At 53.6% G+C, this 12,914-nt stretch carries 13 protein-coding genes; 7 read left to right on the forward strand and 6 right to left on the reverse strand.

Annotated elements, in window-relative coordinates; all coding sequences use genetic code 11:
- From accC to ACOQPM_RS11610, 3 genes are all read right to left on the reverse strand, one after another.
- Entirely contained in the window at window positions 1–1,518 is a 1,518-nt protein-coding gene (gene accC, locus ACOQPM_RS11600; protein ID WP_420629421.1) for an acetyl-CoA carboxylase biotin carboxylase subunit, read from the reverse strand.
- Window positions 1,519–1,589: 71 nt separating this feature from the next.
- The gene (locus tag ACOQPM_RS11605) at window positions 1,590–3,134 is read right to left on the reverse strand and encodes an acyl-CoA carboxylase subunit beta (protein WP_420629422.1); all 1,545 of its coding nucleotides are present in this window, start codon (window positions 3,132–3,134) and stop codon (window positions 1,590–1,592) included.
- Window positions 3,135–3,188: 54 nt separating this feature from the next.
- Entirely contained in the window at window positions 3,189–3,596 is a 408-nt protein-coding gene (locus ACOQPM_RS11610) for a hypothetical protein (RefSeq protein ID WP_420629423.1), read from the reverse strand.
- A gap of 153 nt (window positions 3,597–3,749) precedes the next feature.
- On the opposite strand from ACOQPM_RS11610, the gene ACOQPM_RS11615 reads away from it, so the two are divergent.
- The 5 genes from ACOQPM_RS11615 to ACOQPM_RS11635 all read left to right on the forward strand — a co-directional run bounded on the left by ACOQPM_RS11615 (window position 3,750) and on the right by ACOQPM_RS11635 (window position 7,552).
- Window positions 3,750–4,700: a sugar-binding protein gene (locus tag ACOQPM_RS11615; protein WP_420629424.1), complete on the forward strand. Its 951-nt coding sequence runs from the start codon at window positions 3,750–3,752 to the stop codon at window positions 4,698–4,700.
- A gap of 115 nt (window positions 4,701–4,815) precedes the next feature.
- Window positions 4,816–5,646, forward strand: coding sequence for a lysophospholipase (locus ACOQPM_RS11620; protein ID WP_420629425.1), 831 nt, complete (start codon window positions 4,816–4,818; stop codon window positions 5,644–5,646).
- 52 nt (window positions 5,647–5,698) lie between these two features.
- Window positions 5,699–6,061, forward strand: a complete 363-nt coding sequence (locus tag ACOQPM_RS11625) for a dihydroneopterin aldolase (protein WP_420629426.1) — start codon at window positions 5,699–5,701, stop codon at window positions 6,059–6,061.
- A 68-nt stretch (window positions 6,062–6,129) separates the two neighbouring features.
- Window positions 6,130–6,666 carry a 2-amino-4-hydroxy-6-hydroxymethyldihydropteridine diphosphokinase gene (folK, locus tag ACOQPM_RS11630; protein WP_420629427.1) on the forward strand — a complete coding sequence of 179 codons (537 nt, stop codon included), beginning with the start codon at window positions 6,130–6,132 and terminating at the stop codon, window positions 6,664–6,666.
- A complete protein-coding gene (locus tag ACOQPM_RS11635) occupies window positions 6,653–7,552 on the forward strand; it encodes a phosphotransferase (protein ID WP_420629428.1) in 900 nt (299 codons plus the stop codon). The genes folK and ACOQPM_RS11635 overlap by 14 nt, the downstream gene beginning before the upstream one ends.
- On the opposite strand, the gene ACOQPM_RS11640 is transcribed toward ACOQPM_RS11635, so the two are convergent.
- Window positions 7,549–8,373 (reverse strand): exodeoxyribonuclease III, encoded by an 825-nt coding sequence (locus tag ACOQPM_RS11640; RefSeq protein WP_420629429.1) that lies wholly within the window; start codon window positions 8,371–8,373, stop codon window positions 7,549–7,551. The two genes, ACOQPM_RS11635 and ACOQPM_RS11640, sit on opposite strands and share 4 nt — an antisense overlap.
- An 83-nt stretch (window positions 8,374–8,456) precedes the next feature.
- Entirely contained in the window at window positions 8,457–9,062 is a 606-nt protein-coding gene (locus ACOQPM_RS11645) for a DUF1990 family protein (protein ID WP_420629430.1), read from the reverse strand.
- 234 nt (window positions 9,063–9,296) lie between these two features.
- On the opposite strand from ACOQPM_RS11645, the gene ACOQPM_RS11650 reads away from it, so the two are divergent.
- Together ACOQPM_RS11650 and ACOQPM_RS11655 are read left to right on the forward strand one after the other, a co-directional pair.
- Window positions 9,297–10,199 carry a hypothetical protein gene (locus ACOQPM_RS11650; protein WP_420629431.1) on the forward strand — a complete coding sequence of 301 codons (903 nt, stop codon included), beginning with the start codon at window positions 9,297–9,299 and terminating at the stop codon, window positions 10,197–10,199.
- 123 nt (window positions 10,200–10,322) lie between these two features.
- Window positions 10,323–11,549, forward strand: coding sequence for a hypothetical protein (locus ACOQPM_RS11655; RefSeq protein ID WP_420629432.1), 1,227 nt, complete (start codon window positions 10,323–10,325; stop codon window positions 11,547–11,549).
- Between the two features lie 203 nt (window positions 11,550–11,752).
- On the opposite strand, the gene alr is transcribed toward ACOQPM_RS11655, so the two are convergent.
- Window positions 11,753–12,910, reverse strand: coding sequence for an alanine racemase (gene alr / locus ACOQPM_RS11660; RefSeq protein ID WP_420629433.1), 1,158 nt, complete (start codon window positions 12,908–12,910; stop codon window positions 11,753–11,755).
- Window positions 12,911–12,914: the final 4 nt, after the last annotated feature.

Below are 12,914 nucleotides of genomic sequence, written 5' to 3' on the forward strand. Positions count from 1 at the left end.
TTACTTCCGCAGCCGTTCCCAGCGACTATACCATTTCCAGTTGCTCACATCCCGATGACCCGGTGCCACAATTTGGCTGGCTTGCTGGCCTTCCTGGTGTGCCATCAGCGTGGCTAAAATGGCGGCTTCCATCACGCGCGGCGCTTCACGGTCGCTCATAGAAAACCGTTCTTCTACAAAATGGGTGTCAAACTGCCCGGTCAAAAAGCGGTGACTATCCATCATATGTTGGTGGAAGGGGATGTTGGTTTTTACGCCCATCACTCGATACTCTTCCAGGGCGCGGCGCATCCGCAAAATGGCCTCACCGCGCGTTTCACCATAACAAACTAGCTTGCTGATCATCGAATCGTAATAGGGTGTAATTTCGTAACCAGGAAAAACGCCAGTATCCACCCGCACGCCGGGGCCAGTGGGTACGCGGCTCACGGTAATGGTTCCGGTGGAGGGCAGATAGTTGTTGTAAGGGTCTTCGGCGTTGATGCGGCATTCGATGGCCCATCCCTTCATTTTGATCTCTTCTTGCGTGAAGCGTAGCTTGCGCCCGCGAGCAATCCGTAGCTGTTCCTGCACAATATCCACACCGGTTACCAGTTCCGTGATGGGATGTTCTACCTGAACGCGGGTATTCATTTCCAGAAAGTAAAAGTTTTTATCGCGGTCTAGCAAAAATTCGATGGTACCGGCGCTGACGTAATCTACCGCTTTGGCAGCGGCCACGGCTACGGCACCCATGCGCTGCCGCAGCGCTTCATCCACCACAAAGCTGGGGCTTTCTTCAATCACTTTTTGGTGGCGACGCTGGAGCGAACATTCTCGTTCGCCCAGGTGGATGACGTTGCCGTGCATGTCGGCCAGGAGCTGAATTTCAATGTGACGGCCGTTTTCAATCAACCTTTCCAAATAAACCGCGTCATTGCCAAAGGCTGCTGCCGCTTCACGTCGCGCCGCCCCCAGCGCATCTGGCAAATCGGCCGATTTATACACCGGACGCATCCCTTTGCCGCCGCCGCCGGCTGTGGCCTTCACCAACAGAGGGTAGCCAATGGATTTGGCCGCTTCAATCAGCTCCTCGTCTGTGCCCATTGGGGCACCAGGCACAACAGGCACACCAGCCGCAATCGCGGTGTCCCGCGCTGTCTGCTTGTCTCCCATCACCTGAATCGCTTCTGGTGGCGGGCCAACAAATACCAGACCGTTGTCTACACACATCTGGGCAAACTCTGCCCGCTCAGACAAAAAGCCATAGCCTGGATGAATTGCCTCTGCGCCAGACTGTTTTGCCACTTCAATAATTTTGTCCATGCGTAAGTAGCTGTCGCGGGCGGGTGAAGGGCCAATGTAATATGCTTCTGTGGCATAGCGCACATGCAGCGCACTCCGGTCGGCATCTGAGTAAACTGCAACGGTGCTAATGCCCAACTCATGGCAAGCCCGCAAAATACGCATCGCAATCTCGCCACGGTTGGCAATAAGTAATTTGTTGAATCGTTTGGGTAGTAAACTGTCTGTAGCCATTGTTTCGGTGGTCGGTAATCGGTGGTCGGTAATCGGTAAAAACTAACCGATTACGGTTTACCGTTTACCGGCTAAAGGGGAATGTTCCCGTGCTTTTTCGGCGGATTTTGATCCCGCTTGTTTTGCAGCATGTTTAGAGCATTGATGAGGCGAGGGCGGGTCTCGCTCGGTTCGATGACATCGTCCACGTAGCCACGCTTGGCTGCTTCGTAAGGATTGGCAAACCGTTCCCGATAATCGTCAACCAGCTCGCTTTTACGAGCAATTGGGTCATCTGCCGCTTTTAGTTCGCGGCGGAAGATGATGTTGACTGCGCCATCTGGCCCCATCACGGCAACTTCGGCCGTAGGCCAGGCCAGGTTCAGGTCGGCGCGGATGTGCTTGCTATTCATCACGCAGTACGCTCCGCCGTAAGCCTTGCGGGTAACAACGGTGATTTTGGGTACAGTGGCTTCGCAGAAGGCGTACAGCAGCTTGGCCCCATGCCGAATAATGCCGCCATGCTCCTGATTGACGCCGGGTAAGAAGCCTGGCACATCTTCAAACACAATTAGGGGAATATTGAAGCTATCGCAGAAGCGCACAAAGCGGCCTGCTTTTTCGCTGGCGTTGATGTCTAGCACGCCTGCCAACACCATTGGCTGGTTGGCCACAATGCCCACCGCGTGGCCACCCAGTCGCGCAAATCCCACCACAATATTTTGGGCGTAATGCTCCTGAATTTCGTAAAAAATGCCGTCATCCATGATGAGGTGGATGACTTCTTTGATGTCGTATGGTTTGTTGGGATTGTCGGGAACCATGGTGTTGAGAGCCGCTTCGGTACGCAGGCTGTCATCTTTGGTGGGCACAAAGGGCGGGTCTTCCATATTGTTGGAAGGTAGGTAGCTCATCAATTCGCGGATGAGGTATAGGGCGTCGGCTTCTGATTCAGCCGCCATGTGAGCTACGCCGCTCTTTTGGTTGTGGGTCATGGCGCCGCCCAGCTCTTCAAAGGAGACTTCTTCGCCGGTGACAGCTTTTACTACATCTGGCCCGGTGATGAACATGTAGCTGCTTTCCTTGACCATATAGATGAAGTCGGTGAGGGCGGGGGAGTAAACTGCGCCGCCCGCGCATGGCCCCATGATGGCACTGATTTGGGGGACAACGCCCGAAGCCAGGGTGTTTCGCAAGAAGATGTCGGCGTAGCCACCCAGGCTGACCACGCCTTCCTGAATGCGCGCACCGCCGGAGTCGTTTAGGCCGATGACGGGTGCGCCGTTACGCATAGCCATGTCCATGATTTTGCAGATTTTTTCGGCATGTACTTGGCTGAGACTGCCACCAAAGACGGTGAAGTCTTGGCTAAAGACGTAAACGAGGCGGTTATCAATGGTGCCCCATCCCGTGACGACACTGTCGCCAGGAATTTTCTGCTTATCCATGCCAAAGTTGCTTTCACGATGAGTGACAAAGGCATCTATCTCGCGGAAGGAGCCTTTGTCAAGCAAAAGATCGAGCCGCTCATGGGCCGTCATCTTGCCTTTTTCTTTGTGCCGGGCGATGCGGTCAGGGCCGCCACCTTGCTGTGACTCGTGCCGAAGCTGTTGCAGTTTCTGTAATTTATCGTTCATTTGCCAATTCCAAATAACAATGCTGCCAATTCCAGTTGTACATTTGGAATTGGCTTAAAAGTAGGTTTGGGTGACACGCCGGAGCGCCCACCAGGTGAATAGGATGTTGCTCATTAACAAAAGCGTGCTGATGCCCCACAAGGGCCAGTTGCGTGGCGGTTGGGCAAACAGCAGCCAAACGGCCGTTTCATACAAAGCATACCAGCCAATTGTTATGGGTATGGCACGAATGGTAAACGGCCGTTTCCACCAAAGTTGCCACGCTAGCATAAAAAACAACAATGTAAAAAGCCCCGCTGCTACCAAACGCAAACGCGGGTCTGGTTGAAGATGAAGAACGGTTTGTAAATTGAGCTGTTGGCCAATGGCAATGGCTCGCCCAAGATTCCAGGTTCCTAAAAAAATAACACTCCAAAGGGCAATAGTTACGGTGCGAGGACGTTTTGGAGATGAGAAACCCATTGCCAAAATTATATAATAGATTGGGCTCCAGTTGCCACTATTTGCCAGTGTGCCAAGGAACGACGCATAATTACAGGGGTAGTGGCTGGTGATTGATGGTTAGCTGCTAGTACAAACCAAATTACTAGCCACCAACCACTAAAAGGATTTCTCATGCACGAACCACAACACAACCTGGATGATGATTGGGCAGGATTGGAGCCGGAGAAAACGCAAGATGGCTCACAATTGATGCTGTATGCGGGAATTGGGATTGCCGTCCTGTTTGGCATTATTGTGTGTGGGGTGGCCGCCTACTTTGTTTGGGCGCAGTTCCGTGAGCGTACCACAACAGATGAAGCACCTGCGGTGGTGGTTCCGACCTCAGTTGTGACAGATACGCCCACGGATACTCCGTCTATTGCCCCGACGAGCACCTTGCCTGCAACGGCCGTTGCTACACAAATCCCGTTAGGCAGCGGCGCAGTCGTCGCTAGCTTTACAACCACACCGCCCAATATTGATGGCAATTTAGGCGACTGGCCCGGCACAATTGCCGCCAGCTCAACCAATCGGGTGTACAGCGTGGCGGGTTGGGATGGCTCTGAGGATTTAACGGCCGTTTGGCAACTTGCTTGGGACAATGGCAACCTATACGTTGCCGTGAGCGTGACCGATGACACCCACGTACAGACCGCCAGCGGCAACGAAATTTTCCGGGGCGACGGGGTGGATATGCAGTTCGACACCGTGCGCGATGCCGATTTTGGTGACGGCCTAAGCCCGGACGATTTCCAGATTACCCTGTCGCCGGGGGACTTTGCTGGCAGCAGCCCAACGGCATTTCGCTATCAGGGTACGGCCAGCGGCGCAATTTTGGATGCGCCGGGCGGCAACAGCGTAACGGTGGCCGCGCAGCAAACGGCCGACGGCTACACGCTGGAAGCGGCCATTCCCTGGACGGATCTCAATTTGGAGCCAAGTGAAGAGTTAACCATCGGTTTGGCATTGAATGCCAACGACAACGACACGCCGGAAACGGCCGTTCAAGAAGTGATGATGTCTCACATGCCCAACCGCACCCTAACCAACCCAACCACCTGGGGCACGCTAACGTTGAGATAAAACCCGTAACAACCGGTAGGGGTGAGGCAGTTGGTAACAATTGTGGCAACATGAACCAACATTTCTCCAACTGCCTCACCCTCTCGTAAAAATGCAATCAACAAGGACGAAGAAGATGAAACACGAAGAAGCAACCTTCAAAAGTGCCGATGGATTGGATTTGTTCTACCAAAGCTGGCTGCCAGAGGGCGACCTGAAGGCAGTAATTATGATTGTGCACGGCATGGGGGAATATGGCGGGCGCTACCCGCATGTCGTCAACGGGCTGGTTCCCAAAGGGTACGCCATTTACGCTGCCGATCATCGCGGACACGGCCGTTCCCCCGGCAAGCGCATGTTTGTGAATAACTGGTCAGAATACCTGGATGATTTGGGGGTGTTTATTAAACTCGTAAAGGATAGGTGGGCGGAACGGCCGTTTTTCCTGTACGGACACAGCATGGGGGGCAACATTGCCCTCAACTACGTCCTGCGCCACCCTGAGGGATACAATGGCGTCATTGCCTCCGCACCGGCCGTTGGCAAGCTGGATGTGCCGCCGATTTTAGCCCTGATCAGCAAAATAATGTCTAAACTGGCTCCCGCCATGCAGGTAAAAACCAACCTGGAACTCCCAGACATTTCCCGCGATCCCGTAGAAGCCCAAGCGTACGGTGATGATCCGCTTGTTCAAACCTTCGCCACGCCCCGCTTTGGCGTAGAATTTCCCGCCGCCGCCGAATGGGCCATGGCACAAGCCGCCAAATTTAAGCCACCGCTCCTTATGGTTCATGGCGATAGCGACAACATTGTCAACGTCTCGGCCAGCCGCGACTTTTTTGCCAAAGTGCCGCAGCCAGACAAAAAGCTGATTGTGTATGAAGGCGGCGTGCATGAATCGCACAACGACATTCACCGCGACCAGGTCATCGCCGACATTGAGCAATGGCTGGAAGCGCATCTGTAAACTAACCGTGTCATGCCCGTGAAGACGGGAATGACCCAAGAAAGTGTGTACTATGGACAAAATCATCATTCGTGACTTGCTGCTGCGCGGCATCATCGGCATAAACCCCGACGAGCGCGTGAAGCTGCAAGATATTCTCATCAACATGGTCATCTGGGCCGATATTCGCCAGGCGGCCAACAGTGACACCATCGAAGATGCGGTAGATTACAAGTCAATCACCAAGCGCGTTATCCAGCATGTGGAAGAGTCGTCAGACTTTTTGGTGGAGAAGCTAGTGACAGATTTGGCACGTATCGTCATTACAGAGTTTGGCGTGGAGCGGGTAATGGTGCGCGTGGAAAAACCAGGCGCACTCCGCTTTGCCGAATCCGTTGGCATAGAAATTGAGCGCACTCGCGCCGATTTTGACTGAATTTATTGCGTAAGTAGAGTGCAATACGCAATAGCTCAAACTCTCATGGAATCCAGAAGAGCCAGAAAATGCCGAACCAAGTTGTCATCGCGCTGGGATCAAACATTGAGAAAGAGAAAAATCTGCCGCGAGCGATTGAACTGCTGCGTGAGATGTGTGCGGTTACGGCCGTATCCCCCATTTATGAAACTGAACCCGTTGGTCTGCTGAATCAACCCAACTTCTGGAACACGGCCGTTCTCATCCAAACCGATCTCACCGCCAGCCAAATCAAGCAGCAAATCATCGGCACGATTGAAACGAGGCTCCAGCGGGTGCGCCTGCCAGACAAAAACGCGCCACGCACCATTGATGCAGACATTGTGTTGTTTAACGATGCGGTGCTGGAATATGATGGTGGCGACGGCCGTTCGCGCCCTATCCCCGACCCCGATTTAGCCAAATTCCCCCACGTTGCCGTCCCCGTTGCTGACCTGCTGCCCAATTTTCCTCATCCTGAAACGGGCGAGCCGCTGGGTCAGTTGGCAGAAAGGTTGATGGCTGAGGTGGTGATTGAATACGGCCGTTCCCCACTGACGGCCGTTGCGGAAAATGTACCAGACTAACTACCATCTCACCCCTGAATTGCAGAATCGCCTGGAAGCTGTTGCCAAAAAGCAAATTTTGCGAGCTCTGCCTGTTCAGGGAGGCTACACGCCCGCACGACGATTGAAACTCACCTTCACCGACAATACGACCTGTTTTGCCAAAATTGGCGCAACCTCAGACACAGCTAGCTATTTACGTCAAGAAAATATTGTTTATCAAACACTGTCTGGCTCATTCATGCCCCGCTTTCTTGGCTGGGACGATCATCCAGGCAACCCCATTCTTTTGTTGGAAGATTTGAGCCACGCTTTTTGGCCGCCGCCGTGGAACGGCCGTCGCATCGGACAAGTGATGGATTCTCTTTCCTTGATGTGGAATGCTTCGATGCCCAATTTGCCTCAACTTACGGCACAAAACTACATCTGGAATGGCTGGCAGCAGGTTGCGAATAATCCCGCTCCGTTCCTCTCTTTGGGGCTGACGACGGAGGATTGGTTGGAGCGGGCGCTGCCCGTTTTGTTGGCAATTGATTATGAGGCGGTGGTAAACGGCCGTTCCCTCCTCCATTTAGATTTACGCAGCGACAACATCTGCTTTAGTCAAGATCACACCATTTTCATTGATTGGAATCTGGTATGTGTAGGAAATCCTAATGTGGATTTGGGCTTTTGGCTCCCCAGTCTACAAGCTGAAGGTGGCCCCGCCCCAGAAACATTGCTGCCCGACGCTGGCGAGATTGCGGCACTGGTTAGCGGCTTCTTTGCCGCCCGCGCTGGTCTGCCCACCATCCCCAATGCGCCCCGTGTGCGTCACATTCAACAGGTGCAGCTCAAAACGGCTCTCCCCTGGGCAGTACGTTTACTAAATCTGCCACCGCTGGATGGCGAACGAATACGTTTCTAATCAGCCAGTTGCAAACTTACGGGACAGTGATCCGATCCCAATACATCGGCGTGGATGGCTGCTTCGGCAATGCGCGGCACTAAATCTGGGCTGGTGAAGAAGTAATCCAGCCGCCAGCCCACGTTGCGCCCTCGCGCCCCACCGATGTAGCTCCACCACGAGTACGCGCTCGTTTGCTCGGGGTACAAATGCCGGAAGCTGTCCACATACCCCTGCGCCACAATTTTATCCAGCCAGGCGCACTCCTCTGGCAAAAAGCCAGTCTTTGTACGATTCGGTTTTGGTCTTGCCAGGTCAATTTCCTTGTGTGCCGTGTTCACATCCCCACAAAAGATGACGGATTTGCCAGCGGCGAGCAGCTCGTTGCAAAAATCGAGGAAAGCCGCCTTGTACGCCATTTTGAAAGGCACCCGGCTGTGGTCGCGGCTGCCGTTGGGGAAGTAAGCTCCAATGACAACAAAGTTGTCATACTCGGCCACGATGGTGCGCCCTTCGCGGTCATATGCCTCGATGCCAAGACCAATTTGCACGTTATTTGGCTCCGTTTTGCTATAGAGCGCCACGCCACTGTACCCTTTCTTCTCCGCCCAGGCCCAGTAAGTGTGGTAGCCAGCGGGCTGGCGCAGTTCAGGGATTAGCTGGTCGGGGTGGCATTTGGTTTCTTGCAGGCTCAGGATGTCGGGCTGGGCTGAATGGAGCCAATCCAGAAACCCTTTTTTGTGGGCGGCCCGCAGGCCATTTACGTTCCAGGAGGCGAGTGTGGTTGTCATGCGCTGATTGTACCGAGTTTGGTAGGGATCACGAATATAACGAATAGGCAATTTAGAAATTCATTAAAGTTGTTCTCAACTGTAACCATACAGGAGACCGGCCACAGCCAGAGAGAAAGATTCGTGGTTCGTTTTTAGGCGAGGAGGATTTGTTTAAAGTATTCAAGGCCGCGTTGGTGGGCAGCTTGTTGCAGGCGGCGCATGAAGCTGTAGTTGCGAGTGGGTTCTTCGGGGCGCGGACGAGAGGTTGCTTTGACGGTGAGGATGAGCGCATTGTCTTTGCGCCATTCCAGGCAGGCAGACCATTCGCCTTGCTCTACGTGGGTATCTACGGTGACGTAAGTAAAACCGTAGCGGCGCGGTTCAAGGATGACCTGCGTAACTTCGGTCATGGTCACGGCATCGAGGATGGGTTTGCCAAACAGGGAAAAGAGGTGAATGCGCTGCACAATGCGGTCACCAGCTTGTACCCACCGATTCCACAAACCAAAGTCGCTGACGTGGCTCATGACGTCGTGGGGGTAAAATTGGTAGCGCATCAATTTGTCGGACGCTTTTTTGAAGAGACGGCCGTCTTCATCCACCCCTAGCGGCAGTTCGTAACTATCCATTTGCCAGCTATGGTCAATCGGTTGACCGGGTTGGTACGAACGAGGCGCACTGTTCCAAATGTCCAAATATTTCACGTCGCAGCAGCCATCGTCGAACCAGTTTAGTTTTGCGGTGGTGAGCAGTTTCATCGGTCGCTTCTTCCTCAACGGTGTTGGTGACGTAGAGTATAGACAATTTATCCAAAAAAATCGCTGTGCTTTAGTCCTATTCTAACAATCAGGTAGGGTGTGTTACAAGCACAGGATCGGTTCGTTGACTGGCAAATGTTGTTACAAACGGCCGTAACCGAGTGAAAGATGAGTGAATTTTTGGAATCCGACACTTTTATTGGCGTTTGACGGGCGGAATGTTATGGTTGCGGCATGAATTTTCGTCGAACAATGATTCAGCAACTTGATAAAGCGGTGTTGTACAGTCTGAATCGGCGCGTGCCAGATTCATTGGAATCCAGTGCAGCCGAAGCGCCAACATTAGAAGATGTATTGGCAAAAACAGAGGTAGATACGCGGCAAACGGCCGTTTACCAACTCACAGCCCCCGGCGAACACCCCATCATCCTGCAAAGCCCCATGGGAGAAGTCTGCTGCCGCGCCAAAGTGCGCCCCGCCATAGACCCACATGCGCCGCTGCTTCTGTTTCATCACGGCTTTAACGAATATCCTTACACCAGTAGCTGGCGGCGACTGTTTCCCCAAGCTGTGCCGCTGCCTTTCCACACCGCCTGCGTTCAAGCCCCGTTCCACACTAGCTGGCTGGAACCTGTAGAAAAAGGATTTACTTCGGTGCAGAGCGTCTACCAGATTTTTGCTGGTTCGTTGCGCCTTATGGAACTGGTGCAGCAGCAATTTGAGGCAGAGGGAGCGGCGTACACAGCAGCGGCTGGCGTGAGTTGGGGCGGCATTACCAGCATGATGTATGAAGGCGTGCTGCGGCAAACACGCGCCGTTATTCCGATGCTCTCTTCTCCCAATTTGGCGCAGGTCATCTGGGACATCTCAGAAATGTTCAATCGCCCCATGCAGCTCACCCAAACAGAGCTACAAACCTATTTGGATTTCACTACCTACTACCAGCAATGCGCCCCTGACCGCGTTTTTCCATTGCTAGGTGAAAGCGATCTCTTTTTTCGGATGGAAAATCATGCGGAACTGTTTGCAGAACGGCCGTTAGTCACCATCCCTGCCGGGCATATTTCAGCCATGTGGCACACCGCCTCCATGCGCGACCACGTTCTTTCCGTGTTGCACCAGCTCGGTGTTTCCTAGATTCTTTTTCCTGTCATAAACCTATCAGAATATTGTTAGCTGCCTGGACGATTTGGTTCAGGCATTTTGTTTATACTGCAAGCAATAGTTCTGGTGGTTTGGCTGGGGAGCCGGGAGGAAAAAATGTTCCGTGTCGCGTATCGTGCTGGTTTATTGTTGGGAGCGGTCATTCTGGCCCTGTTCATCGGGGCCAGGGTGATCAATGTTTTCGACCCCTATCGAATTTTAACTGAACAACTTATTGCCGAGGTGGCCGCCGAGCCGCAGCGCACTGTGCAGCTAAATTCGTATGGCTCGCAGGCGGTCTACCTGCGTCAAACGCTCAAAACCGAGGAAGCGGCTGCCTTTGCCAATTGGCTGGATCAATCGCAAGCGGTAGAGCTGCTGGAGCTGGTTCCCGCTGGCACAAAGGTGCGGCTGATTGTGGCTGGCGTGGACACGGCCGTTCACCAAATAGCGACCTTTGACGATGATTTGGCCGAAATTAGCGAGGCGACATCGTTGTCGCACGGTTTGGCGCAGCTACGCGTTTATGACCTAGACAATGGGGATGCTGTTTTATCTGATTTGTACCGGCAGAGCCAAACCGTCTCTGGTAGTTTGGCGGATGTAAGTGATGGTTTGGGCGATGTGGCAAAGGCCGTTTCTACCGTCACAGAACTGCCCGCTCTGGAAACCATCCAGCAGGAAGCGTGGGAATGGCAAAGCTTCTTCACCAACCTGGCGTCCAATGGCCTCATGCCTCAGGCTGCCGCGACGATTGCCAATGATGCAGCCGAATTGGTCGGCTTGGTATATTGGGGTATTGAATCCTGGCAGGGCGTTCCGGCCAATATGTTGAGCATTAAACAGCGCATTGATCTGGATGTGGCCTGGCTGGACGACTTTGAGCAACGATACCAGCAGGCCAAATTAGTCAATGATCGCTGGCAGTTCGACACACTGCGACTGGTATCTTCTTTTGTAGCCGAAAATCATCAGCCGCTGTTGCTGGGGCTTGTTGGCAGCCTATTGCTGGCGCTAGCTGGCTGGGTTGGCAGCCGCGAACGGGCTACCCTGCCGCAACCTGTGCCGCGGCAGACTGCTCCCCAGCCTGTACGGTCTCGTCCTAGCCTGGCGTTTCATTGGGCAGACGGCCGTACCGACCACCAAACCCTACCCAGTGTAGGAGAACTGACCGTCGGTAACATCGTTATCCGGCGGGCGCGTGTGCGCTACTATCTGGAACAACTGGATAACGCCTTTCCTACTCTTTTGAATGGGCAAACCATTAATGGCGCACGCACCCTCAACGATGGTGATGTACTGCAAATTGGCGAACTGCAAACCGTTTTTCAGCTTGCCGGATGACGTTCACTTAGAAACTATTTAACTTTGACTCAGGTTTGGTTTAAGTAAGGGGGCTATTCTAACAATCAGAAGTCGCCAAAAGAAGTGTTTCGACCCTGGTTCTCCCTCCTGGCCGGGGTCGAACGCTTTTTGGGGGGCGTGACAGAATTCATTTGATTTCCGAGACCTTTGAGGTTTATCAAACCTCAAAGGTCTTTTTCTTTTTAATCGGCCATGTACAGGCGAGAGACGCGGGTGTTGATGTTGGTGAGAATTTCGTAGGGGATGGTGCCAGCCCACTCAGCCAGCTCTTCACAGGTAATAGCAACGTCGCCATCTTCGCTTTCACCCAGCAGCAAAACCTCATCGTTGTTGTAGGCGCTGTCCCATTCAATGTTGACCATGAGCTGATCCATGCAAATACGGCCGATTACCGGATACCGCTTTCCCCGAATGATCACCTGTGCCCGTCCCGACATCCGCCGAAAGTAGCCGTCGCCGTACCCCACCGGCACCGTCACCACCCGCACCATGTGGTCGCTTTGCCAGGTGGAGCCGTAGCTTACCGGGTGGTTAGGCAGCACCACTTTAAAGTACACCACGCGGGATTTCCAGCTCAGCACGGGGCGCACATCAATAGTTTTGGCGACATCGTCTGACGGGTAGACGCCGTAGAGCAGAATTCCGGCACGAACCATGTCGAAATGGCTGCCAAGCAGCTGCAAGATGGCCCCGGAGTTGGCCATGTGGCGCATGGGGGGCGGTGGCATCCCGCGAGATTCATAAAACGAGAGTACCTGGTTGAAGCGGTCTAGTTGGGTTTGGGCAGATTGGAGAACGGCCGTGTCCGCATTGGCAAAGTGAGAAAAAATCCCCTCCACCAGACAATGTTCGCAGTGCAAAGCCGCCTCTAGCAGCGAATCTGCATTGTAATAATGCACCCCAATCCGCTCCATCCCCGTGTCAATTTTCAGGTGAACTTTGGCTTGCACGCCTATCCTAGCGGCGGCTTCGTCAATTTGGGTCAGCTTTTCCACAGAGGAGGCGGTAAGGGTGAGATCGTGCTGCAAAAAGAGCGGCACTTGGTTGCCAATGATCCCCCCCAGCACCAAAATCGGCGCGGTGATGCCCGCCTCACGCAGCAAAATGCCCTCTTCCAAAAAGGCCACGCCCAGGTACGGCGCACCCAGTGACACCACATGCCGCGCCACCTCCACCAGCCCATGCCCATACGCATTCGCTTTCAGGATGGGCATTACCGTGGCGGGCGCGACGGCGCGTTCAATCGCCCGGTAATTTTCCGTCAGGCGGATGAGGTTCACTTCGATGTAGGTGGGGCGGACAATGCCATTGTTGCTAATCGTCGGTTCATTCAAAGTCATGCCC

The organism is Candidatus Leptofilum sp. (assembly GCF_965223525.1).
In the GTDB taxonomy this organism is placed as follows: Bacteria; Chloroflexota; Anaerolineae; order Promineifilales; family Promineifilaceae; genus Leptofilum.